The 26489-nt window shown below is 57.0% G+C and carries 32 protein-coding genes and 1 pseudogene; 16 read left to right on the forward strand and 17 right to left on the reverse strand.

The genetic code is table 11. From position 1 onward, the window contains the following. Nucleotides 1–341: 341 nt before the first annotated feature. The 3 genes from HS1genome_RS08880 to HS1genome_RS08890 all read left to right on the forward strand — a co-directional run bounded on the left by HS1genome_RS08880 (nt 342) and on the right by HS1genome_RS08890 (nt 2085). Entirely contained in the window at nt 342–1013 is a 672-nt protein-coding gene (locus tag HS1genome_RS08880; RefSeq protein WP_126450561.1) for a hypothetical protein, read from the forward strand. A 458-nt stretch (nt 1014–1471) separates the two neighbouring features. Continuing rightward, nucleotides 1472–1702 (forward strand): CopG family transcriptional regulator, encoded by a 231-nt coding sequence (locus HS1genome_RS08885; RefSeq protein ID WP_126450563.1) that lies wholly within the window; start codon nt 1472–1474, stop codon nt 1700–1702. Further along, nucleotides 1699–2085: a type II toxin-antitoxin system VapC family toxin gene (locus tag HS1genome_RS08890; RefSeq protein WP_126450564.1), complete on the forward strand. Its 387-nt coding sequence runs from the start codon at nt 1699–1701 to the stop codon at nt 2083–2085. Before HS1genome_RS08885 ends, HS1genome_RS08890 begins: the two co-directional genes overlap by 4 nt. A 654-nt stretch (nt 2086–2739) precedes the next feature. On the opposite strand, the gene HS1genome_RS12785 is transcribed toward HS1genome_RS08890, so the two are convergent. The 4 genes from HS1genome_RS12785 to HS1genome_RS12800 form a co-directional block, all read right to left on the reverse strand. Beyond that, a complete protein-coding gene (locus tag HS1genome_RS12785) occupies nt 2740–2919 on the reverse strand; it encodes a hypothetical protein (RefSeq protein WP_229768221.1) in 180 nt (59 codons plus the stop codon). Nucleotides 2920–2924: 5 nt separating this feature from the next. Then, complete coding sequence (locus HS1genome_RS12790) at nt 2925–3137, reverse strand: hypothetical protein (RefSeq protein ID WP_229768220.1); 213 nt, start codon at nt 3135–3137, stop codon at nt 2925–2927. A 117-nt stretch (nt 3138–3254) separates the two neighbouring features. Beyond that, nucleotides 3255–3467 (reverse strand): hypothetical protein, encoded by a 213-nt coding sequence (locus HS1genome_RS12795; RefSeq protein ID WP_232018748.1) that lies wholly within the window; start codon nt 3465–3467, stop codon nt 3255–3257. Between the two features lie 169 nt (nt 3468–3636). Further along, nucleotides 3637–3831, reverse strand: coding sequence for a hypothetical protein (locus HS1genome_RS12800; RefSeq protein WP_229768218.1), 195 nt, complete (start codon nt 3829–3831; stop codon nt 3637–3639). Nucleotides 3832–4026: 195 nt separating this feature from the next. Between HS1genome_RS12800 and HS1genome_RS08900 the strand changes: the two genes are divergently transcribed. From HS1genome_RS08900 to HS1genome_RS08910, 3 genes are read left to right on the forward strand one after another with little or no spacing between them, the layout of a single operon-like run. Beyond that, nucleotides 4027–4410, forward strand: a complete 384-nt coding sequence (locus HS1genome_RS08900; RefSeq protein WP_126450566.1) for a hypothetical protein — start codon at nt 4027–4029, stop codon at nt 4408–4410. A gap of 3 nt (nt 4411–4413) precedes the next feature. After that, nucleotides 4414–4692 (forward strand): hypothetical protein, encoded by a 279-nt coding sequence (locus HS1genome_RS08905; RefSeq protein ID WP_126450568.1) that lies wholly within the window; start codon nt 4414–4416, stop codon nt 4690–4692. After that, entirely contained in the window at nt 4677–5510 is an 834-nt protein-coding gene (locus HS1genome_RS08910) for a cytochrome P450 (protein ID WP_126450570.1), read from the forward strand. The genes HS1genome_RS08905 and HS1genome_RS08910 overlap by 16 nt, the downstream gene beginning before the upstream one ends. Before the next feature lie 730 nt (nt 5511–6240). Here the strand turns inward: HS1genome_RS08910 and HS1genome_RS08915 are convergent. The 5 genes from HS1genome_RS08915 to HS1genome_RS08935 all read right to left on the reverse strand — a co-directional run bounded on the left by HS1genome_RS08915 (nt 6241) and on the right by HS1genome_RS08935 (nt 10879). Beyond that, complete coding sequence (locus tag HS1genome_RS08915) at nt 6241–7449, reverse strand: alanine racemase (RefSeq protein ID WP_126450572.1); 1209 nt, start codon at nt 7447–7449, stop codon at nt 6241–6243. A gap of 33 nt (nt 7450–7482) precedes the next feature. Continuing rightward, entirely contained in the window at nt 7483–7839 is a 357-nt protein-coding gene (locus tag HS1genome_RS08920; RefSeq protein ID WP_126450574.1) for a RidA family protein, read from the reverse strand. A gap of 345 nt (nt 7840–8184) precedes the next feature. Further along, nucleotides 8185–9588 carry an MFS transporter gene (locus HS1genome_RS08925; RefSeq protein WP_126450576.1) on the reverse strand — a complete coding sequence of 468 codons (1404 nt, stop codon included), beginning with the start codon at nt 9586–9588 and terminating at the stop codon, nt 8185–8187. A 229-nt stretch (nt 9589–9817) separates the two neighbouring features. Further along, complete coding sequence (locus tag HS1genome_RS08930) at nt 9818–10177, reverse strand: hypothetical protein (protein WP_126450578.1); 360 nt, start codon at nt 10175–10177, stop codon at nt 9818–9820. Between the two features lie 39 nt (nt 10178–10216). After that, complete coding sequence (locus HS1genome_RS08935; RefSeq protein WP_126450580.1) at nt 10217–10879, reverse strand: beta/alpha barrel domain-containing protein; 663 nt, start codon at nt 10877–10879, stop codon at nt 10217–10219. A gap of 98 nt (nt 10880–10977) precedes the next feature. On the opposite strand from HS1genome_RS08935, the gene HS1genome_RS08940 reads away from it, so the two are divergent. The 3 genes from HS1genome_RS08940 to HS1genome_RS11910 are packed head-to-tail and all read left to right on the forward strand — an operon-like array spanning nt 10978 to nt 11722. Further along, nucleotides 10978–11277, forward strand: coding sequence for a hypothetical protein (locus HS1genome_RS08940; protein ID WP_126450582.1), 300 nt, complete (start codon nt 10978–10980; stop codon nt 11275–11277). Beyond that, a complete protein-coding gene (locus HS1genome_RS08945) occupies nt 11229–11507 on the forward strand; it encodes an MFS transporter (protein ID WP_232018810.1) in 279 nt (92 codons plus the stop codon). The genes HS1genome_RS08940 and HS1genome_RS08945 overlap by 49 nt, the downstream gene beginning before the upstream one ends. A gap of 53 nt (nt 11508–11560) precedes the next feature. Beyond that, on the forward strand, nt 11561–11722 hold the full coding sequence (locus HS1genome_RS11910) for a sugar porter family MFS transporter (protein WP_145986055.1): 162 nt from the start codon (nt 11561–11563) through the stop codon (nt 11720–11722). 249 nt (nt 11723–11971) lie between these two features. Here the strand turns inward: HS1genome_RS11910 and HS1genome_RS08950 are convergent, their stop codons facing one another. Next, entirely contained in the window at nt 11972–13201 is a 1230-nt protein-coding gene (locus HS1genome_RS08950; protein WP_126450586.1) for an RNA-guided endonuclease InsQ/TnpB family protein, read from the reverse strand. An 89-nt stretch (nt 13202–13290) separates the two neighbouring features. Between HS1genome_RS08950 and HS1genome_RS08955 the strand changes: the two genes are divergently transcribed. Beyond that, complete coding sequence (locus HS1genome_RS08955) at nt 13291–13695, forward strand: MFS transporter (protein ID WP_126450588.1); 405 nt, start codon at nt 13291–13293, stop codon at nt 13693–13695. A gap of 1043 nt (nt 13696–14738) precedes the next feature. On the opposite strand, the gene HS1genome_RS12805 is transcribed toward HS1genome_RS08955, so the two are convergent. The 5 genes from HS1genome_RS12805 to HS1genome_RS08970 form a co-directional block, all read right to left on the reverse strand. Further along, entirely contained in the window at nt 14739–15278 is a 540-nt protein-coding gene (locus tag HS1genome_RS12805; RefSeq protein ID WP_232018749.1) for a glycosyltransferase, read from the reverse strand. After that, nucleotides 15224–15940: a hypothetical protein gene (locus tag HS1genome_RS12810; protein WP_232018750.1), complete on the reverse strand. Its 717-nt coding sequence runs from the start codon at nt 15938–15940 to the stop codon at nt 15224–15226. The genes HS1genome_RS12805 and HS1genome_RS12810 overlap by 55 nt, the downstream gene beginning before the upstream one ends. A 318-nt stretch (nt 15941–16258) precedes the next feature. Next, nucleotides 16259–16387, reverse strand: coding sequence for a hypothetical protein (locus HS1genome_RS13085; RefSeq protein ID WP_268243615.1), 129 nt, complete (start codon nt 16385–16387; stop codon nt 16259–16261). Nucleotides 16388–16673: 286 nt separating this feature from the next. Continuing rightward, nucleotides 16674–17372 carry a TIGR00266 family protein gene (locus HS1genome_RS08965; RefSeq protein ID WP_229768215.1) on the reverse strand — a complete coding sequence of 233 codons (699 nt, stop codon included), beginning with the start codon at nt 17370–17372 and terminating at the stop codon, nt 16674–16676. A 40-nt stretch (nt 17373–17412) separates the two neighbouring features. Continuing rightward, nucleotides 17413–17955 carry a cysteine hydrolase family protein gene (locus tag HS1genome_RS08970; protein WP_126450590.1) on the reverse strand — a complete coding sequence of 181 codons (543 nt, stop codon included), beginning with the start codon at nt 17953–17955 and terminating at the stop codon, nt 17413–17415. Nucleotides 17956–18398: 443 nt separating this feature from the next. Here HS1genome_RS08970 and HS1genome_RS08975 point away from each other — a divergent pair, with 443 nt between their 5' ends. The 5 genes and pseudogenes from HS1genome_RS08975 to HS1genome_RS09000 all read left to right on the forward strand — a co-directional run bounded on the left by HS1genome_RS08975 (nt 18399) and on the right by HS1genome_RS09000 (nt 22312). Beyond that, nucleotides 18399–18671 carry a double zinc ribbon domain-containing protein gene (locus tag HS1genome_RS08975; RefSeq protein WP_126450592.1) on the forward strand — a complete coding sequence of 91 codons (273 nt, stop codon included), beginning with the start codon at nt 18399–18401 and terminating at the stop codon, nt 18669–18671. Between the two features lie 124 nt (nt 18672–18795). After that, on the forward strand, nt 18796–19122 hold the full coding sequence (locus HS1genome_RS08980; protein ID WP_126450594.1) for an ArsR/SmtB family transcription factor: 327 nt from the start codon (nt 18796–18798) through the stop codon (nt 19120–19122). A gap of 72 nt (nt 19123–19194) precedes the next feature. Beyond that, nucleotides 19195–20375, forward strand: a pseudogene (locus HS1genome_RS12815) (ArsB/NhaD family transporter). Between the two features lie 541 nt (nt 20376–20916). Continuing rightward, nucleotides 20917–21060, forward strand: coding sequence for a hypothetical protein (locus HS1genome_RS12090; RefSeq protein WP_158613772.1), 144 nt, complete (start codon nt 20917–20919; stop codon nt 21058–21060). Nucleotides 21061–21334: 274 nt separating this feature from the next. After that, the gene (locus HS1genome_RS09000; RefSeq protein WP_126450602.1) at nt 21335–22312 is read left to right on the forward strand and encodes a hypothetical protein; all 978 of its coding nucleotides are present in this window, start codon (nt 21335–21337) and stop codon (nt 22310–22312) included. Nucleotides 22313–22558: 246 nt separating this feature from the next. Here the strand turns inward: HS1genome_RS09000 and HS1genome_RS09005 are convergent, their stop codons facing one another. After that, nucleotides 22559–23869 carry an MFS transporter gene (locus tag HS1genome_RS09005; protein ID WP_126450604.1) on the reverse strand — a complete coding sequence of 437 codons (1311 nt, stop codon included), beginning with the start codon at nt 23867–23869 and terminating at the stop codon, nt 22559–22561. A 110-nt stretch (nt 23870–23979) separates the two neighbouring features. On the opposite strand from HS1genome_RS09005, the gene HS1genome_RS09010 reads away from it, so the two are divergent. Then, the gene (locus HS1genome_RS09010) at nt 23980–25038 is read left to right on the forward strand and encodes an Ldh family oxidoreductase (RefSeq protein WP_158613773.1); all 1059 of its coding nucleotides are present in this window, start codon (nt 23980–23982) and stop codon (nt 25036–25038) included. A gap of 5 nt (nt 25039–25043) precedes the next feature. On the opposite strand, the gene HS1genome_RS09015 is transcribed toward HS1genome_RS09010, so the two are convergent. Further along, entirely contained in the window at nt 25044–26108 is a 1065-nt protein-coding gene (locus tag HS1genome_RS09015) for a CaiB/BaiF CoA transferase family protein (protein ID WP_126450607.1), read from the reverse strand. Nucleotides 26109–26489: the final 381 nt, after the last annotated feature.

Consider the following 26489-nt stretch of genomic DNA (forward strand, 5'->3'; position numbering starts at 1 on the left):
CCTTGTATTTAAATACTTCTTTGTGAAATTTCTCTTAGTGATACTAACGACGCTCCTCCCCAGCTCGATCTAAGGTTTAATGGGACTGTGGGAGGAGCAACCATCGTCTCTCTTCTCCCTTAAGGGACTAGAGCTTTGCGATGAAAGTCCCCTCCTCTTCAAATGGGAGTGGACCTCTGATCCACTCGACTGCCCACCAAACGAGACATGTAAACCCGAACCGATGGTGGGAACGACGATCCCTCTGGATGGGAACCCTCGTCCCTTCCAGGGCGGGGAGGAAGTCAGCAGGCTCGAGTTGGTACCACAAAGCCGAAAAAGGGGCATTACTTCTACATTTCGTGGAACTTCTCCTACTCGGGCTCAAGGTGGGGAGGGAATTCAGGACCCCTGAGGACCTCGTAGAGTACGTGATGGAGGCAGACTACGAGGAGCTGACGAGGTTACTCGGCTTCGCGGAAGAAGTGAGGAGGATCTTGGGGCCCTACTTCAGGGCGAAAATCAAGGGTGCCCTCAGGGAGGTCGAGGACGAGATGAGGGAGTACGCGGAGCTAGCTCTCGACCTACCCGTCAGCGCCTTCGTCCTGAGGAACTTCTCGAACTACGTTCCGGCGTTCCACACCTACTCCTACCTCCCCGTTCCCTTCTTGGAACAACACAGACTGACCAGCGCGAAGCAGATCTGGAGCAACCTGTTCTTCTTCACCGCCCCGAAGGTGGAGGACCTCAAGGACCTGAGTAGATCGAAGGAGGAACTAGAGGTCCTGCTTAGGCTGGTAGTTCAAGTGTCCTCCTCTTACCTGGTCGCAACTGAGGACGCCTTCCTCGACTTCGTCAGACCTTTCGTCGCGAGGATAACGGAGGGCCGACATTTCCCCCGGGCAGTCGAGCAGCTCCTCTTCGCCGGGAGGTTCTCTGAAGCGGAGGCGTTAGTTCCCGAGGTGGAGGAGATCTGGTCCCTAAGTAAACTGAGGTGGAGGTTCAAGATCGAGGAGAAGTCGGGCGATGGATAGGTCCCTAAAAAGCCCGTCCGAGCTGAAGGTGGGACCGATCGACACTCGCCTACCCAACTGGATCTGCTGTCCCCGAGGCCGCGATGTTACTTAAAACGAGGAAGAGGTGCTTGCTTGTCGAAGCTAGGTCCTCAATTTCCCTCCCCGCTCGGACCTCTAGTTCACAAAAGGGGTCTGTACTGGGGAAAGGGACTCGATTCGAGTTTCGACGTTTTCAGCGAAGCAAAAGCCTCCCCCGCCAGTTCTAGAGGACGAGGTGACTCACACCTCCTCTAAGGACTGGAGTACGGTAACGGCTGTTCCACACCACGAGGTGGCCCTCCGAGACGCTCGACAGAGGGAGGTGGACCTGAACGACGATGGGAACTGCGAAGGTCGAAAACCCCTCGGGAGAGGGAAGGAAATCGTGCCGTCTACACGACGTAAACGTTTAATAAACAGCGCCCCAAACTCGGATTATGGGAAAGAGTGTCGTGATCTCGGTTCGAATCCCCGAGGAGTTGAAGAGGGAGTTGAGGAAATACGGTATAGACGAGACGGAGGTGATAAGGAGGGCGTTGATCGACGAGGTCAAGAAGGCTAAAGCGAAGGATTTGGAGAAAGAGACGGATCGGGTGGAGGACGTGCTTGGTAAGATCCCTGTGGACGAGGTGGTAAAGGGAATCAGGGAGGACAGGGAGAGCGGATGATTTACGTGTTCGACACCTCCTCCATATACACGGCAGTCCTGTCCAGGAGGACGGAGGTTCTGGGGGCCAACTACACCGTCCCCCTCTCCAGGTTCGAGCTAGGAAACGTCGTATGGAAGGAAGTCGCTGTGTTCAAAAGGATAACGAAGGAGGAAGGCGAGAGGTTGTTCCGCCACTTCCTGAACGTCCTGGATACCATGAATTTGAAGGACGTGAACTACGAGGAAGTGGAGGAAATGGCCGTCGAGAGAAGGATCTCTTTCTACGACGCGTCCTACGTGTGGCTCGCTAGGGAGTTGAAGGTGCCTTTGGTCACGGAGGACGAAAAGTTGAGGAAAGCTGCGGGTGGAGTCGTGAGGGTCGTATCCTCAGGTGAGGTTTGAACGGAACGGGGGAACTACGTGCGGACTGCGGGTCTCCTGCCGCGCTCTGGTCCTTCACAGTACGGAGGTAGGGGGACGAGAAGCGGGAGGTTTCACTTCGGCTTCGAGGTCTGGAACCTAGTGGAGGGGCCTGGTCAGGTACTTCTAGGTGGGCCTAAAAGGGGAGACCTCTCCTTCCGGGAAGTCGAGCTCGTGGCTGGACCTCCAGGGAGGACGTCCCAGTCAAGGGTAGGCGCGCGCTAGCGAGCTCCCCGTGAAGGGCAGCTTCAGGGAAGGCCTCACGACCTCGAGGGAATTGGTCGTAGACTTTCCTGAGCTCCACGACGACCCGGAGGTCCTCACGACGGGGAACGGGACGAAAGTCGGGGGAGAACTTACCCCTAAGGGACGTGACTAACTTCGCGTCCAGACGTCGCTACGAAAAATTTTCTCTAGATCAAGTACAACCGTTCCTAGACGCTCCACTGAGCACGCTTATTTCACCACCTATATATAAACTTTACATGTTACTATATTGGATTGAAATGTTACAATAATTATCGTTTTCCATTTCTGCTCAAAATTCTCGACGTCACGTGACGGCCCGTTCACCCCCATGGCGAGACGACCTCAGTAACCGTAGTGTAACTGTACGACGAGGAGACCCACACGTCTTTAGTTTACGGGGGTCGTCGAGGTAACTACGACTGCGAAGAGATCACTCTCCTTCTCTCTCCTACTCGACTCCTCGGCCATCCTAACCAGATCCTCGGGTATGAGGCTCAGGTCACCGCATCCCTCGGGCGGCCTCTCCCTAAGGCTCACTGATCCCACCTTCTCGATTACCCCGCCCATCCTCTTCAGCCCCTCGGAGGCTCCCCTCTGGTTATCTGACCCACCTTGACCTCGAAGGTCCACGTCGCTTTCCTACCCTTGACTATCACCACGTCTATGTCCTCCCTGGGGGAGCGACGAAGGGTCCCTCCGAAGTACCTCGCCAACATCTCCCCCACGTTGAACTGCAATTCCCTACCCACTGGCAATTCTCCCACTTTCCCCTCCCTCTCGCTCACCGGGTACTTGCTCTCGGCGTAAAGGATCGGGGAGGAGACCTTGTAATTGTTCTCCTTATCCGAGGGTGGGTATCTTCTCCACCAGTCCCGTCTTCTCCAGTCTATTCAACAGGGAGGTCACCGTCGCTTCACCTCCCCTGGGTTGTATTGTCCCGGAGATCTCCCTGCTCCTTCACACTCCCTCCCCAGGAGTAGAAGCACCTTATGGTACAGGTCCGTCAGTTGCCTCGGCTCCTCCTTGAACACCTCCCCCACGAGGCCCTTGGCCATCAACACGAACTCCTTCACTCTATCGAACATCTCCCCGTAGCTGTGAACGAAGGGGATCACCCACGGGTCCCTGAAGATGGCTAAGAGGAGGGGTCCCTCAACGCGTCCTCGTACCTTATAAGTCCTATCTCGAAGGGGGAAAGGAGGCTTAGGAGAGTGCTGTTCCTGTCGAATACCCGTTCGAGAAATCCGTAACTCGACCCCACACCCACCGGGACACCTGAGGGGCTCAGTTGGCTATCACGGTGAGGTACACGGCCCGGAGCCTTTGGAACTCGTCGATCACCGCTGTCCCGCCCTTCCTCAGTTTGGCCTTGACCTCCTCCATCGCCCCATCCAGGGTGATCACCCTGTCGTCGAAAGCTACGACGTTGTTGACGTCGCTGACGGTCACGTAGGTTTCGAACTTCAGATTTTTTCTCACCAGGCTCTTTCCAGCCTTTCTCCTACCGTAAATTAGGGTTCGGTTCCCGATCCCCCTGATCTCCCTATCTTCCCTTCTCCTGAGATATAGTCTAATTGGAATAGTCCTATAAGACCATAACTATAAATCTTGAGGAACTCCACGTGACGTTATCCAACTCGCTCCAAACAGAGACGAGGTGCTGTCGGTGAGGAAGTGGGATACGCGCAGGAGGCGGAGGAGCTTGAACTACGCATGAGATCGTCTCAGAGCGGAGACCTGGTGGGAACCTTTTACGAGGGGCCTTTAGCTGCCCTCCTCTCCACAGGGGGATTTCACGTAGGTCTGCTCGTAAAAAGGTGCGCCTACAGCAGAATTCGCCCGTCCTCGACCTCCTTTGGTAACGATTCGAGACTACGACTTCGGGGCGAGCCCACAATGACCTTCGCTGTCCGCACCCCAGCGTTACTCGCGTCCTCTTCGCGCGTCGCGGGTCCACCGAAGTGGGCCTCGCTAGTGCAGCTGGGCGTGTCCACTTACCCTCCACTTGGGAAGTTTCCCTTCGACAGAAACTGTTATATGGTTGGGACTAGCAAGTGAGTCGTGGAGTACGATCACCTGAACCCGTATCCGTTCTACGCCTACATGAGGAGGAACAGTCCCGTGATAAGGGACGACATGGGAAACTGGCAGTTCTTCAGGTACGAGGACGTGAGGAAGATCCTGACGGACTGGTCGAGGTTCTCCTCTAGGTTCCCCATGGGCGACACGGTGCTCAGCGGCACCGTACTCAACTTGGATCCCCGAGGCACGACAAGCTCAGGGCCCTCGTGGCGGACCCCTTCTCGGCCCCCAACGTGGAGCTGTTGGAGGGTAGGGTGAGGGCCATCGTCGAGGAGCTTCTCTCCGAGGTTGGGAGGGAGATGGACGTGATCACCGACCTCGCCGTACCCCTCCCCGTGATGGTGATAGCGGACATGCTCGGTCTACCCAAAGGAGACCTTTGGAAGTTCAAGGAGTGGTCGGACGACTTAGTGGGTGTAGGTGGGAGGGACTCCATGGGAGAGTTACTTGAATACCTTCAACGTAGGATAGAGGAGAGGAGGGCGTCCCCCAGGAGGGACCTGATCTCCGCCCTGCTGGGTTCAGTGGTGGAAGGGGAGAAGCTGACCGACAGGGAGCTCCTCGGGTTCCTGGTGCTACTGCTCGTAGCTGGGAACGAGACCACCACCAACCTGATCGGTAACTCCGTCCTGACCATGCTGGAGAGGAAGGACGTGGTCGGGAGGCTCGCCGCAGACCCCAGGCTCGTCACCACTGCGGTGGAGGAGTTCCTGAGGTACAGGTCTCCAGTCCAGGGAGTGTTCAGGGTGGCCAAGGAGGACATGAAAGTGGGGGGAGTGGAGGTCAAGGAAGGCGATATGGTATTCGCGTGGATAGGTTCAGCAAACAGGGACGAGGAGAAGTTCCAGGACCCGGACCAGTTCGTCCCGGACAGGAGGCCCAACCCTCACCTCGCCTTCGGGGCAGGAGTGCACACCTGCCTCGGCGCCCCCCTCGCAAGACTCGAGGGGAGACTGGCGCTCACCGCCTTGCTGAGGCTGTTGCCCAGGATGAAACTCTCGGAGCAGAAGTTGGAGCCCATAGGGAACTGGATCTTCCTAGGTGTGAGGCACCTGAGGGTCGAGCTTTCGTCGTGAGGTAGGTCGCCCTGAGCGTCGTAGGGCCTGCCTTGACCCTCCAGCGATAGGGCACTTAGGCGTCTGCCTCCTGGGTCCACTACGGCCCTCCACCGCGTTTCACGCCGGTGTGTCACCCAGGGGTCTCACCTCGTCAGGTAAGGCTCGTCCCTCGCCTCCTCAGGAAGTGGACGAAGGACACGAAGTTCGCGTCGGCCTTCAGTCGAGCTTCCTGCCCGTTGGGGTGGACCGGCGACGCAAGACGCAATTACCCTCGATCGTACTCTCGTCCACTCCCCCTGGAGTTCAGTTCATCGGGCCCCGATGCTTGAGGTCCTACGCCGGAGGGTCTTGGGAGGTCCTCGCGACCTCAGCGTGTGGACCTCCGACGGGCGCACCCTCGTAATCCTCCACCGTGCATCCGGCCGAGTTCGCGTTGAAGTGAGTTACGCCCTACTCGTGGACGGCCCACCTCGGGAGACCTACGCGACGGTCCGTGTGGGCCACTCCGTCGTCCATCAAGTAGGTCTAACTCCTAGGTGACGCTAGCAGGTCAGCATTGGTGATGAGACCTCGGCTCACGAGGGTCTCGCGACTTCAGGCGACTAGAGGACCGGACTAACTCTTTCGTGAAACTACTTTCCAGGAACGTTGGGAGAGGTTCGAGTGTGTGGGGGTCCTCATTTTTCAATCGCCCCTAGACCTGAGACGCGTTGAAGCCGAGATCTCGGGGAACCTCAGGACGACTCGCCTACGATCCCGTTGAGGGTCGTCGAACTAGTCCACCTTGTGATTGAGGGGAGGTACTCTCCGGGCTCAGGAACGTCCACTCGAGCGTGTGAGAGACGATGGGGTGGCGTCTCCGAGGCATCCCTAAGACGAGAACTTCTCCTCGTCTCGACGGGTCCTCCAGAGCGTCTCCTCCGTCGCCGTCAATCTCACCACTTCTTCCCCTAGCGTCCACCCGCACCTTACCTACTGCCCTTCCTCCTCGGAACGCCACGAACTCGTCCCAAAGATCCACGGTGGGGCAGACGTGCCTCGGGACTAGCACAACCCTCTCCTCCAGCCTCAGCTGGGCCGTGAGGACAGTGTGTTCCTCGGACATGGAGGCCACCGTCGCCCCGGGGTGGGAGACGACGAGCGGGTACCCTTGGTCCACGGATACCCCCTTGGTTCCCACGTCGAGGACTGCCCTGCCCCCAGAGGAACTCACTACCTGAGCCACAACGAAGGCCGACACTTCCTCCTCCCTGGCCACCCCCAACTCAACCTGGTGGGCGTCGTTGTAGACGTAAGTTCCTGGTTGGAGCTCGGTGGCCTCGGTGCCGGCCCAGAGGTGGGCAGTGGGGGTGCCCCCTACGGAGATCACTTCGACGCGCAGCCCCACGGATCCGGCCTGCCTAGAGACCTCCTCCAGCGTCCTCCATCCCCTCCTCACCTCCCACTCTCTACTCTCCGCCGATAGGGAGCCCGAGTGACCGTCGTACCCCATGAGTCCCTCTAACTTCAGGTGCCTGGCCTTGGAAATGGCCGCCAGCACGGAGCTCGCGTTCCCCGGGCTCACCCCGCACCTGTGCATTCCCACGTCCACGTCGAGGAGTACCGGCACTTCCACCGAGAGGTCCGACGCGGCGTTCTCGAGCACCTCCACCCCCCTCACCGAGTCGACCGCCACCCCCACCCTAGATCCTAGCGAGTTCAGTTCGGCCACCCTCCTGGCCTTGTTGGACCCCAGGACTTCGTTGCTCACTAGAACGTCCCTCACTCCCCCCTTCACGAAGACCTCGGCCTCGCTCACCTTCTGTGCGCAGACTCCGACAGCCCCGGCCTCCAGCTGTAACCGGGCGAGGAGGAGGCTCTTGTGCGTCTTCGCGTGGGGCCTCAGGGCTTTGCCAGAGCTCCTGGCGAGGTACTGCATTCTCCTCACGTTTCCCTCAACCACGTCGAGGTCTACCACGAGGGAGGGGTGTCCTCTAATTGGAGGAAGCGATCAAAGGGCTGCGACCACGTCGACCTCCACCTTCACCCGCGGATCTGGGAAGGAGCACACCACGGTGGTCCTGGCTGGAGCCCCGAAGTACTCCCGAAAGATGGCGTTCATCTCAGAGAAGAAGGAGGGGTCGGAGAGGTAGACCGTGACCTTGAGCACCTTCTCCATCGAGGAGCCCGCCTCGGAGAGGGCCCTCCTCACCTTCTCGCAGGCGTTCCTGAACTGCTCCGCGAAGCTGGTCTCCCTGGAGGGATCTTGACCGGTCATACCGGAGAGGAAGACCACCCCACCGTAAACTACGGCGTGGGAGTAGGGACCTCCCTTCGCCATTCCCTGCACGTCCACCTTCCTGATCATAGTATGAAGGACTGGGGTCGAGGTAATAAGTTCTGAGCTCGAGGGACCTCGTGCGTTCCTCGTCTACCCACCTCGACCTCCCTCGCGTTTGGGAGCGACGGAAAGGACTGTTCCCGACCTCGTTGCCAGGTGGGAGCCTCTGGACTGGGCGGAGGACCTAAGAGGAAAACTCGAGGGTGCGTCGAGGCCATCGACGTAGTCTCTATCTCGAAGGGGTCGAGGTCCGGAATAGCGTACAAGTAGTTCCGACCGTCCACACCGAGGGAAAAACGGGTTTCCTTCCTCGTTGCGGTCGGAGAGGAAGTGAACACTAACGACTCGAGGTCAAGGGACGGAAAAAGGAGGTCACTTGTTCAACTCCTCCTCGTCCACCACCTTGTAAGTCCTCGTGTCGTATCCTATGGCCAGGCCCAGGAGTCCGGTCACCACTCCGTAAACCGCGAGCCCGATAGTGGTCAGGACGGGGTTGAGCGTCACCGCCAGAAGTCCTATGAGGAGCCCCAGGAAGGCGGCCAGTTTGACCCAGAAGTATCCCCACCCCGCCGCAGTCCCCCTCTCCGAAGCCCCGAAGAACGCGTTTATAGAGGTCATTCCCTGGCTCGCGGGGCCTATGACGTGGAAGAAGTAGAAGGTGAACGAGAAGAGCACGAAGAGGGATAGGGGTAGGTGGAAGACGTAAGTTAGGGCGATCAGGCCGATGGAGATCCCCTCGCCCAGGGCACCCATCACGTACTGGGACTTGGTGCCGATCCTCGGCGTGAGCCAGGCCGTCAGGTATCCACCTATCACGCCTCCTAAGTAGAACAACGCCGACGCCTCTATCACCGCCAAGGGCCCCACCAACTTGAGAGCCAGCAAAATGTACGGTATGTAGAAGCCGTACGTGTAAAATATGAAGCTCTGTTCGAAGTTCCCGTTGAACGAGTACACTAGCTCCCTCCACTTACTGCTCTTGAATATGCTGAAGGCGCTCCTGAATCCCCTGCCCACTCGGCGAAGTTGGACGTCCACGTCGGGGACGTTGGGTAAGTCGACTCCCCACGTTCTCTTTATTATCCTCTTGGCTGACGCCAGCTTACCCTGGTACGCGAGCCAGAGCACCGACTCCGGTATCTTGCTCCTGAGCGCCAATATCCCCGCGGCGAGCACGCCTCCCACTATCATGATCACTCTCCACAGGAGCGGGTCCGTTAGCGAGTGGGTGGCGAAGTAGAACGGTACGAGTATGAACCCAATGGTGACCAAGTACATTATGTACCACTGGAGCTGCCAGAGGTTGCTCCAGAACAGTCTCTGCCTCTTTTCGAGGTACTCGAAGATGTAGGCGAACCCCGTCGCGGTGTCGGCCCCGAGGGCGAAGCCCAGCAACGTCCTAAAGACGCTGAACTCCGCTATGTTCGTGGAGATCCCCGCGAGAATGGACATAGCGACGTAGAGGATCATGTTCAGGATGAACATGTTCCGTCTACCCACTCTGTCGTTGAGCCACCCGCCGATGACGGCGCCTATCAGGGCTCCCAGGTCCACTGTCCCTATGCCGAAGGAGATCAGGATCGCCGGCGCGGTGACGAAAGTGTTCTCCACGGACTTCGTGGCGAAGGATAGGGCGGCGAAGTCGTAGGCGTCGAGCCAGAGGGAGGCTAACGCTATTATCACGATGTACCTGGCAGTCACGTTCTTTCTCTCTAGGACGAAGTTGTAGATCTCCCTTATCCCGGACTCCACCTGCTCCTTCTCAGGTGCAGCCATTATTGCTTAGTACTGTCTGTCATGATATAAAACTTTCTATTAACATGTAAAATAAAGTAAACTTTGTCTTCGTCGGTCTCGACGTCGAACGTACAAGAGCTCGTGTCCTACGGCACGCAGGTACCGTGACCTTCGGGTGAGGTCCTCCTTGACCCGGACCTAACTGTCTCGAGTTCGGCCAGGAGGCCGGCGAAGGGTGCTGCAGCTATCTGACCGACCTCCACGACCCTCAACGTCTTTGCAACACCTCCTTGGCTATATCAACCACCTCATCGTACGTGAGGACCCTGCCGGTTGAGGCGCTCCTGTCCTTGACTCTAGAGGTGACTACTCTCATCGCCTCGTCGTCGACGCTGATTCCCCTCTCCTCCACGATCCTCTTCACCGTTGTCCTTCCGCAGTAGACGTTGACGGAGAACTCAGCGGCCCTGAACTCCTCCGCCGTGACGTGAGTTCCAGGTGTGTGTATTGAGAGGGACTCCCCGAAGATGGGGCAGTTGGGAGGCATGAGGCTCGTTCCTAGCTCCTCCGCGATCAGCTGGTCCACCCTGGCGTACACCTCCCTCAGGGACTCCTGGTCAACTCCCACCGCGAACCCCATTTCCGATAGGGCGAAGCTGATCTCTGCTTAGTCTGCTATGCCGTTCCTCTCTCCCAACCCCATTACAGCTGCCTCTACCAGTTCGGCCCCCGCCTCTACACCCGCGAGGGAGTTCGCCACGGCCAGTCCACGATCGTCGTGACAGTGCACTGAAAGCTTGCACGAAACTGCCTCGCGCACCCGCCTCACCAAGTCTCCGTACCTCCTAGGAGTGAGTCTACCTGTCGTGTCCGGCAGTTCTATTACGTCTGCCCCAGCTCCCTCGAATTCCACCGCGGTTCTGACCAATCTCTCGTGCGAGTAGGAACTAACGTCGACTAGGCCGACCGAGAGTTCGAGGTTAGGATACCTATCCTTGGTGTACTTACAGGCCTCCAAGGCCCTCTCGTACCCACCCTCAAAGGGGAGGTGGATGGAGACGTTGGCCCCCGTCGACGCAATCGCGTCCACGTCGCTCCGCAGGGCCCTGCCCAGGCCGAAGACCTTGACGTCTGTCACTCTCCTGACGATCTCCCTCGTCGCTTCAACTTCGCTCACGTGGGCCGGCGGGTGCGCGACCACCATCCTCCTCACTCCGGCTTCCTTCGGGGCCTGGGCGATAGTTAGTTTTTCCTCTATCGAGAACATGAGTCCGGGAGTCTGCATCCCTTCCCTGAGGGTGTCGTCAGAGACCTCCACAGAGAGTCCCACGGAGTCCGTGTCGTAGTGCAACTAAAAACTTTCCATAAGAAAGAAATATGGCGCGGATCTGTTGAAAGCTTATTAAGATGTGAAGATATCGAAAACTAATGGCTCAAACTAAGAGGTACGAGGGGAGCGTCGCGGATAGGTTGGAGAGGCTGCCCTTCAGTAAGTTCCACAGGAACTTCCTACTGATGTTGTCTGCTGGGGAGTGGGCCGAGTCCCTCATGCTCTTGGGTAACGGGGCCATCCTCGCCTTGCTCTCAGCGTACTACGGTCTCAAGGGGCGCTGGCGGCCTACGCTGTTCCCACACCTTTCTTCGCCGGTGAATTCGTCGGCTCACTCCTGTTTGGCTGGATTGCGGATAAGAGGGGGAGGAGGTCTGTCTTCCTCTACAACCAGCTAATCTTCGGGGCAGGAATGTTGATCGCAGGCTTCATGCCAATTTGGCAACTGGTGGCGGCTTTCGTATTCATTGGGGGGATAGGGGTCGGTGGGGAGTTTCCCTTAGTGGACAGTTACGGGTCCGAGATCTTCAGGGGAAAGCAGAGGGGAGGGAGGCTGGCGCTAATATACACGATCGCCGTTACCGCGGCGCCGTTCATAGTATACATTACGTCGCTGACTCGGGGATAGGTCCCCTCAGTAACGGCGTTGGGTTCTACTCCTTCAGGATACCGCTCTGGTTGATGGGGGCCGCGGGGTTCGCGGTCTGGGCCATAAGGCTGAGGCTCACCGAGTCTCCCCGGTGGCTTGAGGTGCACGGTAGGTACGAGGAGGCGGACAAGATAACGAGGGAAATAGAGGAGAGGGTGATGAGGGAGAGGGGGTTACGGGAACTCCCCCGGTAGTGAGTAAGACCGACCTCAACGAGAAGCCCACGAAGTTCAGGGACCTGTTCGCCAAGGACGTGAGGACGAGGACCGTAATGATGACCATTTTTCAGATATTTCAAGTGTGGTATATTCTACGGCTTCACCACCTTCGCGCCAAGTTTGATAATCTCCAAGTACCCTCTCCACAATCCCCTGGGGTACGCGGCCGTCATATATTCTGGCTTCTTCGTGGGTAGCGTTGCGAACGTTTTCATAATAGGTGAGCTACCCCGCCCTAAAGGGCGGAGCTTCCTGCTTCATAACCCCACCTTGCCAGTACGGAAGTACTGGTAGAGGGCGGAGCTCCACAGGCACTGAGGGTGACTCCCACCCCGCGTTCCTAAGTATGTTCAAAGAAGCGTTGTAGTCGCGGTCAGCGACCCACCCACACTCAGGACAGACGAACACACGGTCGTACAAAGTCAGGTCCTTCTTCACGTACCCGCACGTAGCACACGTCTTAGAAGTATACGCTGGATTTACCAACGTCGCCCGTTTACCGTATTTTCCTAGTTGGTACTCCAAGGTTCTCTTCAGCTCGTGAAAAGCGACGTCATGCAACCTCATCTTCATCTTCCTCTCCGACTTGCCAACCAGTTGTTTAACGTCTATGTCCTCCATTACTACGACGTCGTAGTGCTTAGCAAACCACCTACCTAGCTTCATGTACAGATCCTGCCTTAGGTTCTTGAGGTGTTCGTAAGCCCTAGCGAGCTTGACCTTAGCTTTGAACCAGTTGCGGGATAAGAACTTCTTTCTAGAGAGAGCTTTGTGGAGTTCCCTTAACTTTGCCAACGCCTTCTCATAAGGTTTCAAATTAGGAAAGAAGTATCCGTCACTTGTGGTTAACAATTTCTCTATCCCGACGTCTATTGCCACTACTTTGTTCGTTTTCTCCGGTTGAGGGAACTCGACACCCTCAACTACAAAGGAGATGTAAATCCTCTCTGAACGCGTTAGCTTAACTACTACTCGTTTGACCTTGTCCAGTGGGAAGTCCCTATGCACGACGACCTTGAACACACCGAGGTTCGACAGCCTTAACGTCACTAGTTTCTTCTTGTTCTTCCTACTCTCAGTCCTTACCTCCCTGGTTTCTACTACCTTCCACCCGCTTTGTGGGTAGACGAGGGAGTAGTACTTGTGCCTTTTCTTCTCCTTAGGGAAACGTGCTAGACCTTTGAAGAACCTATCCCTAGCCTCGTAATAACGGTCTGCGGCCTGTTGTACTACTTGCGAGTAAATCTGTTGGTAGTCCTTGTCCTGCTTCCTCAAGTCGAGGGCTAGTTGTCTCAACTCCGTTTGAGTGAGACCTTTCCCATCCCTTTGGTAGAAGTAGAGGTCCGCCCAGCGTAGGGTGTTGTACACCTCACACGCTAACTTCAACTGGGCCTTCAACGCCCTGATTGTTTGTCCGTCAGTGTATGCACGGAAACGAAACCCTACGCTGGGCATTAATAGAATATTTAAGGGTAGGTTGAAAAACATTTCTACAAAGGGGGCTATCCATCCCCACCTCAAAGAGGCGAGGTTTTCCGCCCCCTTTGAACCCCAAACATTATAAAGTCGAGAGGAAGTGGGGGATCATAATAACGGCCGTCCTCGCCGGGGTGTTCGGGACCCTCTTCGCAGTCGTTAACACTTTAGCTGCAGCGGTCGTCCTGGGCTTCATAACGGCCTTCCTCCTCTGGAACTTCTCTAACTTCTTCCACCAGTACCAGGCCGAGATATTCCCCACTAGGATAAGGACGACGGCGGCGGGGTTCGTCTACGCCTGGAGCAGGATATCTACCTCCCTACTCCTACTGCTCATAAGTGCGTTTATACTACCCCACGGAGCGCTGGCAGTGTTCGAGTTCGCGTGGTTACTCATAGCAATCGTGTCCCTCGACTTAGCCCTACTGGGGCCCAGGTCCACGGGAAAGAAGCTGGAGGAGATAGCGGTTTAGCCGATTCTTCCTAAAGTCACCCTTCCAAAGTTAACGTTTCTTCGCTCGACTCATCTCTCTGAGAGGACGGGTTCGTCTACCGAAGTTGCTCGCACCCTCGAGCTGTCGGAGGAGAGTCGCTCGTGGGTTGAGGCTTTTCCTACCGTACGTAACTTCTTCCTCGACGAGGGGTTCCTCACTGGGTGCTCGCACCGTCAATTTACTGGTTGAGGCCCCACCGGAGGCTCAGGGGAGTTAGGAGGTCCTCGACTCGGCACTTGTTACGGGTTTCAGATCATCTCCGAGGTTTAGGTGCCTCGAGTACGGGGCAAGGCCAAAATGTTGGAGGGAGGAAAGTGGGAAGTGAAAATGTGGCTGAGCGAAGTCAAGTAACATGCCGCGGTAGAGGCCCGACAGATCGTCCTAACTTGGTGGATTCCCACTCGTCTCCGATGGGCCACAGTTTTCGAGGAGAGGAACTTCCCGCCTCCCCAGAGTCGATGGAAAAGTCGAGGAGTGCCGTAGACGCCTGAAGTCCCTAGTAACCAGTTCGACTTTCAGGGGAACATGGTTTTCCCGTTCGGCTCGGGGAAAGTTCCTTCCTCCTCTTAAGGGCATCCCAGTCTAACGACGCGAACTCAACCGTCCACGGAAGAAAACTTTTCGACGCACTTCGCTATAGTGGAAACGCGCTTCAGTTGCCCTTTGGACTTCAGGTCCCCTGACTATGGTGCCTCCTCGAGACTCCACAGATTCGTCACCAACAGGACGTCGAACCTCACTCGGCGTTCGAGCTTCCCCAATATCCCAGGACATCAGTACGTCAGCAAACTACCTCGCCCCCCTGACGGTGTCCCCGGTGTTGAAAGACGAGTCGCCACCCCGGTCCTCTCGCGTGAGTCGCATGACAGATCGAAGTCCGCCACCTTCTGGAGTTCGCTTCCACAACTTCTCCTTAAGGCTTCTCCTTCCTGTCGAAAGGTCGTCTGGACCTCCTCTAGGGTCTCCTCCGTCTCGTTTTCACAGACGTCCAGTGACGCCAGCGAGTCGAGTGACGCAGGCCCTTAGATCTTCTCGTCTCCCACGTGCTTGAGAATGAGTTTCTTGACGGCGACGGCCACGTTGTCCCACGAAGAGTGTTCCTCCAGGAAAGCCAACGTCTTCGGGTCGGACGTAACCTCCTCCCTGGACTCCATCAACTTCAACGCCTCCTCGGCCATCCCCTTCACGTCGAACTCCCTCACGAACTTCACCGCAGGTAGCCCACCGTAGACTGAGAGAGGGCCTGGGATGTCGTATGCCACTACGGGGGTTCCGACTGCCAACGATTCCAGCACAACTAGGGAGAAGCCGTCCACGTGAGATGGATAGATGAGGACCTTGGCCTTAGAGAGGGCTTCATACAGCCTATCCCTTTCTGCGAACCCCATGTACTCGACTTCGAGGTCGTACTTTCTGACCTTCCTCCAGAAGACGTCCCTGTTCCACGAGTCGAAGAACCTCCCCGCCACAACTAGCTTAGTCCTTTTACGTCCGTTTATCAACCTCATTACCTCCGGGACCTCGTGGATCCCCTTGTCCCTGTTGAGCCTCGAGTAGAACATGACGTAGTCCTCCTTCCCCTCCCCCTGAGCGAGCTAAGTGAACTGTCGAATGCGTTGCCCGGCCTGAGCACCTCGCCTCTAAGTCTCGACATTTCTAAGGTCCCTTCGCTCACTGCAGCGAGCAACTCTGGAGGGTTCCGCCCTAGGATCCCCCTCCCCTTCCTCTTCGCCACTAGTTCGTTGTAGAGGAACCTGGTGTGGAAACCCTTCCCCGTCCTCGGGTTCACCCAGAGGAACTTGATTAACCTCCTCAGGTAGTTCAAGGAGTCCGCGTAATAAGGGGGTTCGTGGAACGTCACCCCGATTCCCCTCCTGCTCTTCTCTTTCAGGAAGAAGATGTCCCACGACGTGTGGTCGGGCTCGTAGAGGAAGTCGACCTTGAAGTTGTACAGTTTAGAGAGTCCTCGCGGGTCGTTAGCCTCACGCGTTCTCTTCCCATCCAAGATGGAGTAGAAGTCCTCCACCACAGGTATCCCGAGGGCTTCAACTCTCTTAGCTGCGTTCAGTAACTCCTCCCTAGTCCTCCTGAACACGGGGGAAGGAGGTACGTAAACCACGTCGAACCACTTGGCTAGCCTCTTCGTCACCTCCACCGAGTGTACAGCTCCTCCGCCACCGAACCCCGGAGCCATGAACCTCTCGTAGACGATGCCCAACCTCACGAGAGTGGGTGGCTAGTCTAAGTTAAGACTCTTATCCCCCACGGAGAGTGAAGTTGGGTAAAGCCGACTGACTTCCCCCCCCACCTTCTCATTTCGAACTTGTAGGCTTCAACGTGGGTGATGGATCGACCTCACCACCCTACGGTACCCTCCTCGAGGCCCAGCGGGATCGAGTCCTCCAGGAGGCCCTTAAGGAGTGGAGGGGGAAGTTGTAGAGGCGTAGGTGGAGGGCTTAGCCTCGACGTGAAGATGGACGAACTTCGACGAAGTAGATGTCCTTGAGGGCTGTACGGGACAAGTACGGCCTAAGAGGGGACGTCAGGATGGGAGCAGGTTATCGAAGTCCTTTCCTGCCTCCGCCAACCTGGAGGGCTTGAGGGGACCGGTGTGTACGTCTTCACCAACGGCACCGAAGCTTCGGCTACCGAACTTCCGAACGCTCCTCAAGTTCTTCGAGGGAATATTGCAGGGAAAATGCGAAAGTCCACAAGCCCTCTAGAGGGTGTACCGTGCCTTCGTGGTGGGACATGGATTCGTAATATCCCCTAGCCCATTCGACGTCGTGGGGAAAAGGCAAGTGGCACGGGAGCTCTCCTTGTGGACACGGGAGCTTATTTAAGCAACGCCACGAGGTGGGGACCGGACTAAGCGGCGAGGAATACGGTTGAGGTGGCGGAAGCCCTCAATTGAGAAATAACGTCACTTCCTTCGGTCACAAAAAGGGGAGCTGGCTTCACAAATTTATTGTTACGCCCTGTCCTCCTCCTCCGCCAGTGGGAGGCGGCGCCTGTCTGTAGAGGGTGTGGGCAAACTGGGAGACGGAGACGTTGTGTACCCACACCCTCCCCGGTCCGTCGATCTTCACCAGGAACAGCCCCTCCCCAGAGAACAACATGGACTTTAGGCCTCCCACCCTCTCTATCCCGTAGTTCATGCCGTCGTCGAAGGCCAGGAGGTGGCCCGCTTCGACCTGGACGGACTGTCCTTGGGACAGGTTGAACGTGGACACCCCTCCCCTGGCATGCACGAACACCTTGCCCTGCCCCGAGAAGTGGGCCAGCAGTACACCCTCTCCACCCAATATCCCAGCCCAGAACTTCCCGAGCTTCGCGGTGTATTGAACCGAATTCTCAGCGAACAGAAAAGACGTGTGTTCCACGTTCAGCCCCGAGCTGACCTGGATGGGTACGACCCTACCTGGGAAGTAGCTCGAGAACTCGGCCATCCCTGGGCCACTTAGCTCCACCACGAAGAAACCCCCTCCTGTCACGTCTCTCTCCAAGGAGGAGAGTAGTCCTCCCTTGGCGGTGGTCTTGAGTTGCACCGAGGGCTCCTTGGACACCAAGTGTCCTCCCTCACCGTAGACCGACTCCCCCTGGCCCAAGTACACCCTAACGTGTTGCATGTCGTAACCTAATATCCTGTACTCCACGGCTTGTTTGATGTTATCTAATTTAAAAATGTACCGTATCTCACGAAATGGAGTCGAGATCTGCAGTCCTGATCACTGGCAGGAGCGACTTCAGGTTGGCCAGGGACCTATCGTGAGCGTCCCTGTTAAATGAGGAGACCGCGTCCTCTAACACCACCGGGAGGAATCCCAGAGCGTAGGCGTGCCTCGCGGTCGTCTCAACGCCCACCTCCGTGGAGATCCCGGCGATCAGGATCACCCTCCTCCCCGAGTTCCTCAGCAGGAGCTCCAAGTTGGTACCCACGAAGGCGCTCCAAGTGTTCTTATTGATCACTACGTCGCCCTCCCCGGGCGATACTTGGAGCTCGAGTTCCTCCTGTGAGAACTGCATCCTCCTCGTGAAGTGAGGTGGGTCGAACCCCTTGGGGAAGGGAGTGATCTTCGTGTAGATGACAGGTACCTTCCTCTCCCTGGCCCATGTGATGGCTGAGCGGAGAGACTTGAGGAACTCTTCCTCGTTGAACACTCTCTTCACGAGTCCCCTCTGGACGTCCCACACTAGGAGGACTGCCTCGCTGGACTTGAAGTTAGTCGTGGACGACACTAGTTCCTCTAGGTTGGGGAGTTAAAATTCCTTCGGCGTCCACCCAGGGTGTATGCGCTTTTCGTTCGCGTCCTCGCCCACGAAGGAGAGGCCCCAACTTCCTAATCCGCGAGTCCCATCGACGTCCGCGTTCACTTAAACCGTTCAACGACGAGGAGGTACCCAACGATCGACGGTATTCTGTTAAGGGCTGACGGGTGGAGCGGACGGGGACGTGCCTTCGTCGCGTTCGCTGACCATTGAAAGAGGGGAGAAGGACGGACATAAACTTAGAGGGACAAGCTAAATTTTGCACTCGAACAACTCTTCTGCACCTTTGGGCTTGGAAGGGCTTTCGATTTCTCCTGAGCTATTCCCGTCGGAAACAAAACGCCACCACTCCTTGGAGGTGGAAATATCAAATGGGTGATCAAGTTTATATATATGGTATGTAACAAAACCCCATGAAGAAGTGTTCCATGTGCGAGGCGGAGTTGCCCGACGACTCTCAGTACTGTCTAGTCTGTGGTAATGAGTTCTCCCAGGCGAGCTACCAACCACCTCAGATCCAGTATCAGCCGCCCGCGTACCAACCGCAACAATACCAAACTCAGCCCGATCCCTATCAGATTCAACAAAACGGAGTTACCTGCCCCCACTGTGGTTACGTGAACCCACCGGGGACCAAGCATTGCGGCAACTGTGGAAAGGAAATCAAGAAACACCACTTCCTGTGAGCTTTCGGTTAGACGCAACTCCCGCACCTATAGGTATATTACAGGTCTTCACCTCAGCGGCGTTAGCTTTCCGTCGTCCACACCCGGGGGTAACTTTTTGATCAGTATATGAGCATACGCTGATATGACCCAGGACTACGAGGAGGTTGCTTCCCTTCTCGGCGTGCTATCCGACAGGGCTAGGCTGAGGATACTCTCCCTCCTCAAGGCGGACGAGCTCTGCGTGTGCGAGCTGGAGGAACTGGTGCCGGGATCCCAGTCCAACATATCTCAGCACCTCTCTAAGTTAAGGGCGTTCTGTCTAGTGACCTTGACGAAGAGGGGCCAGTGGAGCTACTACAGGCTCAGCGACAACCTCCCCGAGGTAGTTACCCAGGTGCTCAGCCTCCTTCCAGACACGAGGGAAGAGGTCTCCAACTTCAGGGCTCTGGGATCCAGGTGCGAGACCTGATCTTCGCTTATCTCCATCGCCGTCTTCTCCCTGACGCTCTTCCTGGTCACAGTGAGGCCGAGGAAGTTGCCAATAGGGTACTCGGCGCTCTTCGGTGCCCTTCTGGCTATAGTTTTGGGCATCTCGACCCTGGGAACGGTGGAGGAAGTGTGGAACATAACGTGGAACGCGACATTCACGTTCGTCGCGGTGATAGTCTCGACTCTGGTGTTCGACGAGGCCGGCTTCTTCGAGTACGCCGCGTCTAGGATCTCCAGGGCTGCTCGGGGAGCCTTTGGAGGTTCGTGATCTTGCTCATGCTCTTGGAGTCGGGGATAGCAGCGGTGTTCGCCAACGACGGAGCTGCCCTAGTTGTCACTCCCATCGTCGTTCACTTCCTGCAAAAGAACGGAGTAGAGGAGAAAGTACCCTTCCTCTTAGCCACCGAACTCATGGCTGACGCTGCCAGCGTCCCCTTCGTGGTGAGTAACCTAGTTAACGTAGTGTCGGCGACCTACTTTCACATTTCCTTCCTGTCCCACGCTCGCGTGACGTTCCTGCCCTACGTTGTCTCCACGCTCACCACGATAGGGGTGGTCTTCCTGCTCTACGGTAGGGAATTGAAGGGGAGTTACTTGATCGGGGGTGAGGAAGTCTAAGTGAGGGACGGCTTCCTTGTGAAGGTGGTTGTTCCCTTCATAGCCTTCGTTATACTCGCCTACTCGGTTACCAGCGTCGTAAACTTACCCGTGGCGTTCGTTGCCGTTCCCTCAGTTCTCGCCCTCCTCGCCCTGGGGTGGCGTAGGGGAGTGGACGTGAGGTCCATTGTTGAGGGCGCCACGTGGCAGGTAGTGTTGTTTTCCTTGGGATTGTACATCGTGGTCTTCGGGATGGGAAGGGAGGGTCTGACAGGGGTTCTGGAGTCGGCCTACGTCGACCTTAGCGCCCTCCCCAGGCCAGCGGCGTTTATGCTCTCGGGATTCCTTTCTGCCCTCCTAGCTGCTATCATGAACAACATGCCCTCGGTGATGATCAACGCGCTCGCCATAAACCGCGTCCACTCCAGCTTCCTGATTTACACCAACGTGATCGGAAACGACATAGGCCCCAAGTTCACCCCGATAGGGTCTCCGGCCACCCTCCTGCGGCTCTATACGGTTCAGAGAAAACACGGAGTCCCAATATCCGCCAAGTACTACGTGAAGGTGGGCCTGCTGACGGCCCCGATCATTCTCTTCACGACTCTGCTTTCACTCTACCTTGTTTTGGGATAGTGCGACCCCAAATCCTGTGAACTTGGCGTCGGGGACCTGGTCTCCCACTGGGAGGTAAAGTATACGTTTCCGGTAGACGTCCGTTCATGTGTGGAGGTCGTGTACAGTGTAAGAATAGGTAAGCGTCTACGGGAGGAAGGGAAAGTACGACGTTAGGTGGAACGAGGAGATCGAGAGGTGTGTTGTGAGTAGGATAAATGGATTCGAGAAAGAGGAAGCGGTGAAAGTGATCAAGGGGAAGTCGAGGAACGTGAGGGGAGGTACGGAGAGGTCGCGAGGCTGGTGAGTGGAGATCTCCATTAGGGGATCTCCATTAGGGATGGAATTACCGTGTACGACTCCCTTTTACATACCAATTTACATAGCAATGGCCGAGGCCGTGGGACGCGAGCTCTCGACGCGGGACAATGGACGGTACGAAAGCGGTAGGAAGTACGTGAACTCTCTTCGGATCGAGTCACGTAAAAGGACGAACCCTTTCAAGGGGAGGTCAGAAGAGCGCCCCACTTCGGATTAGTGGATTCCCCTTCACGGACAGGTCTTGGAGGTCGCCGGGAGAACGTGGAAGTCCTTCAGTCCGCGATCCAAGGCGCCTCCGGCCGAGGTGGCGGACATGAGGGCCGTAATGGCCGAGGTGAGGGCGTTCGACACGGTCCGCTGGGACTCCAGCACCGTTGAACGCTAAGCTTGGGGACGAACGTCGATCGAGCCGACTAACGACTACGTAATCCTCGTCTCTGTCGGCACCCTACACTAGAAACAAGGTGGATTCCGGTGGTTCCTCTAGGTCAGCAAGGCTTTTACCAGAAACCCCTCCCGTCGGGGAAGGGCCTCCCGTTAACGCACAACCGGCGAGGCCAAATCGCCTACGACCGATCTCGGTGAGGAGACGCGCTCGGAGAGGACCTCCACTTAAGCGAGGAGAGAAACAGATTTAAGTTCTCCCCATTAGTGAGCCAGTGTCCTTCCTACTGCTTTACTTTCGTTCTACCTTCGCAGACGAAAAGTACGTGGCCTACGACCAGAAGGTCATCTCCTATCTCGAGAAAGTCGAGGAGAGGTGCGGGATCCACTTCGAAGTTAAGCAGGATAAGGAGGGAGGGGACTTCTACAACTCCTACCTGAGTAGGAACTCCCTAGTGACTAGGAACACCGAGGCCTTAGCGAAGGCGGGAGTGATTCGCGCCCCGTACGCGTCTACTCCGAGGAGGAAATTTAAGACCAGGAGCGGTTACGTGATCCTCTCCGAGTCCCTCCACCTCTTCAAGGGGGAGAACCTGATATGGGCCGGGAGTGGAAACCCTACGCTCGACGAAAGTGAAGACGAGGTGCTTCAGTTCCTGAGGACCTTGAGCGAGGACTGTTCCCTGGTGAATAGGCTGGAAGTCGGGACTTCCCCGAGCAGAAGTGAGGACAGAGTGATATCCGACTTCATGCGAGTCGCGATTCAAAGGGATAGGCCGGACTTGGTCCTGAAGGGAGTCAAACAGAGCGTAAACGTCTACGATGGACTCTGGACCGGTAACCCTACCTCCCCTCAGTCACCGGTATTCGTCTCGATTCCGGACCTGGACCTCGTTGAGGTGAGCGGGTCGCGAGTCACCTGCTACGAGGCCAAGAGGGACGGGGAGCTACAGAACCTCTACGCAGCGCTCGGGGAGGCCATGCTGGATCTACTGAACCCGAACGTGAGGTACGGTGGCTCCCCCATCGAGGAAGGAGGAGTTTGCGACGAGGTCTACATTCTCGTTCCTGAGAAGCCGAGAGACCACAGGTTCGAGAAGGTGCTGAAGTTGACGCCTGTGGGACTAGTGACGTCTGGAGGAGAAATCTTAGTGCGGGCGAAAAAGAACCCGTTCCTCAACGAAAATAAGAAGAAAGTCTTCCTAAGTAACATCAACCTGCTCGAACCCTACGTAGTGCACAGACGTACCTAGACTTCGAGTCGGACGCGGAAGTCACGCCATGGTTGCCAGTTCACCGTCAGACTAGCTAAGTGGGGCCGTGGGAAGCTCCGCAAGGCCCCGAATAGTGAGTTAAGTCGATCCCATTGAGGGGCTAAGGGAACCCGCCTGGACTCTCCCTGTCCAGACGCGATTTTCCCCACCAATCCCGGGCCAACGTTCCACACAGTTTATGATAGGGGCCACTAACTACCAACTGGAACAAAAAATAGAAAAAACTCAACTCGCTTTGGGACCCCCGACCTGGGCCGCGGGCTTAGGTGGAGTGTAGGACGGTATGAGCTCTGGTACGAACGACCTATCGGGCTTCACGAAGAACCACGCCGCCCCTCCACTGAACACGACTACGGCGAGGATCGTGAGGGCCGCCACCCAGCTCACCGCCGAGGCGACGAAGGTTATGATGAGCGGCATGGATCCTCCTAGAGCGTTCCCCCAGAGGTTGAACCAGGCCGAGTAGCTACCCGAGTACTTCCCACCCATCCTGTTGGCTATGGACCAGCTAGCTTGATGTATGGTGGCGAAGAACATGGCGAGCGATAGGAACGCCACCGCCAAGGCGGGGGAAACGGCCACAGCCCCCAGCAAAACGAACGCCCCAGATACAAGTAGGCCCACACCGGACGGAATTGCGTACGTTCGCTGCAGTGAGGCACCTCTCACTATCGCCCTGTCCATGAGGGGACCGAATATGAGGAGACCCACTATGAAGAGCACCCAGGGGAGGGTACCCACGAGGCCTATGGAACTCTTTGAGAACCCTCTCACCTCCTCCAAGTAAAGAGGGAGGAGAGTGAGGTTCATGTAGAGGAGGGAGTCGAAAGTGCCGTGGGTCCAGCCGTAGGCCCAGAACCTCCCCGACCTCAACAGTCTTCCCCACGGGGCATTTTGCTTCAGGTTCCTGGCCCTCTCCTCCGGGTTGTTGTAGCTGCTCTTCACGCTCTCCACCTCTTTCTCCCCCACCCACCTGGCTTCCTCCGGCATGTCTCGCATCACAACGTAGTACCCCAGCGTTATGAGGAGCCCAATTATTCCGAAAATTATGAACACCCACTGCCACCCCAGGGAAAGGAGTATGACGGTGGCTGCCACGACTCCCACCAAGGCGCCTAGGGCAATACCCACGAACTCCAAGCTAGTCGCGAGGGTGATCTCGCCCTTCTTGAGCCACCTGGAGTAGAGGTTAGTTGCAGAAGGAAACAGTGGACCCTCCCCGAAACCGAAGAGGAACCTTATTAGGAGGAACGAGATGTAGTTGAAACCTAACGTGGTGAGCATGGTGAACGCGCTCCACCACGTCATGGCGGCGGTCATCGTCTTTCTGGGGCCCACCCTCTCCGCCAATATGCCTCCTGGGATCTGCATTGCAGCGTAGCTGAGGAAGAAGATTGAGGAGATCGCCCCTATCTCCACGAGGTTGAGGTGGAACAGCTTCTCGATGGTGGTTGCTACTATCGCTAAGTTCTCCCTGTCCATGTAGGCGATGAAGGACATCAGGACCACGAACACCGTGGCCACGTGCCTTCTCACCCTATCACCCTTAGCTTCTAATTACCTGTTAGAATTTAAATTTTAATTATTAATAACGAGTTCAGATATTTTAGTCTGGAGTTATTAGGAGGAGGGTTAACCTGTTTCGTGTGGGGGAAATCGTCGTCGGGGCGGACCTATTGAGGAAAGTGGTGACCGAGTTGCTGATCCAGCTCGGGACACCGTCCGACGTAGCGTCAATCGTGGCTGACAGCCTCGTTGAGGCTGAAGAGAAGGGAGTTCACTCCCACGGGCTGATGAGGCTAGGAGCCTATGTGGAGGAGGTGAGGAAGGGATCGCTCAACCCCGCCGGGCGTCCAACTGTGCTTAAGGAGGGAGTAGCGACAGCGGTTCTCGACGGTCACATGGGGTTCGGTCACTACGTTGCCGTAGAGGCGATGGAGATGGCCGTGACTCTCGCGTCAAAGTACGGGGTGGGGTGCGTGGGCGCCGTGAGGCTGCACCACACCGGCATGTTGGAGTTCGTCACTGAGAGAGCTGCGAGGCGGGGAATGATAGGAGTTGCCATGAACAACACAGAGCCACTCATGGTACCAGTAGGGGGAAGGAGGAGGGCGGTGGGGAACAACCCGTTGAGCGTGAGCGTCCCAAGCTCGGCCGGCCCAGTCACACTGGACATGGCACTCTCTGTCGTCGCTCTAGGGAAGGTGAGGGAGGCCCTCTTCGAAGGAAAGGAGATAGGGGAGGGTTGGGCAGTGGATGGGGAGGGCAGGCCCACAAGAGATCCCAAGGAGGCGATGTTGGGCTCACTCCTTCCCGTGGGAGGGCACAAGGGCTTCGGGCTGGCCTTCGTAGTCGACGTGCTCGCAGGAGCGTTAATAGGTGCCGCGGTGGGACCCGACGTGAAGACTTGGTCGACTCCGGGTGGGTGGAACTCCGGGTTCTTGGCCATTTCGATAGACCCGGCCGCCTTCGTGGGAAGGGAGGAGTTGAGCGCTGCGGTGTCCAGATACGTTCGGAGGATCAAGGAAATTCAGGGGGTCAAAGTGTACGTCCCTGGGGAGGACAGGGCGGAGAGGGCCCAGGAATCGAGGAGGTTCGGCTTAAGGATCTCCTCCAGGCTAGCGGAAAACTTGGTTGAGCTGGCCAGAGGCACTCCAACGGGAGAGGAGCTCTCCAAGTACGTAGCGGCCCTCCGAAACCCTTAGCGGCGCTACCTAGAGAGCCTCATCAACTCCTCCCCCTCGTATCCCAGTTCCCTCAACACTTCCTCGGTGTGTTCCCCAACTTTGGGGGCCCTCCCCAACTTTCCAGGTAGCGGTAACCTGGGGACTTTAGCTCCATCCACGGACTCCCACTCCACCGCGTCGAGGAGTAATACGTCCTTAAGTTCGTGGACCGGCACAGCTGGAACGTCGGCCTCGACCAGCCTCTCCACCACGGAAGAGTCTGCTAGGTCGAACCTCTCTTGAATGGCCCTGTGGAGTTCCTCCCTGTTCCTGACCCTGTCCGCGTTAGTCCTGAACCTGGGGTCGTCGACGAGGTGTGTCAAACCTAGGAGCTGGCACAGACTCCTCCACTTACCGTCGTCGTTGACGGCGACGTATATTCTCTTCCCGTCCCCCGTGACGAACGTCTCGTATGGGGCCCAGAAGGGGAGGGCGTCGCTCCCTCCCTGGAGGAGCCTTCCGTTCCTCTGGTAGTTTAGGAGGTAGTACCCGAGGAGTTCGGCGTCACCCTGGGCTATGCCCACTTCGTAGTAACCTGGGGCCCCGGCCAGTAGGGCCCAGAGGACAGTTACTACGCAGTTCATCGATGCCCACATGTCGGTGATAGACGCGGGTAACCTGGCTCCACCGTTGGCCCACATCATCCCAGTCAGGGCCTCCACGAGCGTTCCGAAGGCTGGGTAGTTGGACAGCGAGCCACCGTACCCTCTCACCGACACGTGAACCAGCCGAGGGTTGGCCTCCCTCAACTTCTCCCTCCCCAGCCCCAACCTCTCCATACTACCGGGAGAGAGGTTCTCGATGAGGACGCTGGAGGTCCTCAGCAGTCTCAGGAAAGCCTCCTTGCCCTCAGACGACTTGAGGTCCAGGACCACGGATCTCTTCCCCCTGTTGTTGAATACGAACATGGAGTCGCCCAGTACGTCGTCGTACCTGCTCCTATCTCCTCCAGGAGGTTCCACTTTTATCACGTCGAACCCCAGGTGGGCCAGAACGAGCCCCGCGAACGGGGCAGCCACCACGTGTCCGAGCTCCACAACTCTGTGCATGAGCTAGCTCAAGCGAAGCGGAATAAACGGGTTCCCGTTCCCCGGCGGGGAACTTCCTAGTCCCTTCGACGTCAAGAGGACTGGAGAGGCAATTGAACTCACTAAGGGAGTGGGTTAGGAAAACTTTCGGCGAAGTCGGAACGTTAGAAATAAAAGGGGACAGGGACGCCTAACTTACCCCTATCTCCAGCGGGGTGGAGGGAGTGTCGAGGGCTTCGAGGCTCCTCTCGGACGGAGTTCGCCGAGTCGAGGAGCATAGATCTTCCCAGCTCCACTTGCTAGTCCTCCTAACTACAGATAGCTACCCTTAGACTAAGGTACCCTAGTCCTCCAACCTAAGGGTACCGCGTCTCTCAAAATCCACGTAGAATGGTTGAACGG

Source organism: Sulfodiicoccus acidiphilus (genome assembly GCF_003967175.1).
In the GTDB taxonomy this organism is placed as follows: Archaea; Thermoproteota; Thermoprotei_A; order Sulfolobales; family Sulfolobaceae; genus Sulfodiicoccus; species Sulfodiicoccus acidiphilus.

Coding starts and splice junctions, on each gene's coding strand:
- HS1genome_RS08975 (WP_126450592.1), top strand. CDS start 18,399: ATGAAGAAGTGTTCCATGTGCGAGGCGGAGTTGCCCGACGACTCTCAG.
- HS1genome_RS08980 (WP_126450594.1), top strand. CDS start 18,796: ATGACCCAGGACTACGAGGAGGTTGCTTCCCTTCTCGGCGTGCTATCC.
- HS1genome_RS08890 (WP_126450564.1), top strand. CDS start 1,699: ATGATTTACGTGTTCGACACCTCCTCCATATACACGGCAGTCCTGTCC.
- HS1genome_RS09015 (WP_126450607.1), bottom strand. CDS start 26,108: ATGCACAGAGTTGTGGAGCTCGGACACGTGGTGGCTGCCCCGTTCGCG.
- HS1genome_RS08885 (WP_126450563.1), top strand. CDS start 1,472: ATGGGAAAGAGTGTCGTGATCTCGGTTCGAATCCCCGAGGAGTTGAAG.
- HS1genome_RS08950 (WP_126450586.1), bottom strand. CDS start 13,201: ATGCCCAGCGTAGGGTTTCGTTTCCGTGCATACACTGACGGACAAACA.
- HS1genome_RS11910 (WP_145986055.1), top strand. CDS start 11,561: ATGGGGGCCGCGGGGTTCGCGGTCTGGGCCATAAGGCTGAGGCTCACC.
- HS1genome_RS12805 (WP_232018749.1), bottom strand. CDS start 15,278: ATGTTCTACTCGAGGCTCAACAGGGACAAGGGGATCCACGAGGTCCCG.
- HS1genome_RS12785 (WP_229768221.1), bottom strand. CDS start 2,919: ATGGGCGGGGTAATCGAGAAGGTGGGATCAGTGAGCCTTAGGGAGAGG.
- HS1genome_RS08940 (WP_126450582.1), top strand. CDS start 10,978: ATGGCTCAAACTAAGAGGTACGAGGGGAGCGTCGCGGATAGGTTGGAG.
- HS1genome_RS08920 (WP_126450574.1), bottom strand. CDS start 7,839: ATGATCAGGAAGGTGGACGTGCAGGGAATGGCGAAGGGAGGTCCCTAC.
- HS1genome_RS08925 (WP_126450576.1), bottom strand. CDS start 9,588: ATGGCTGCACCTGAGAAGGAGCAGGTGGAGTCCGGGATAAGGGAGATC.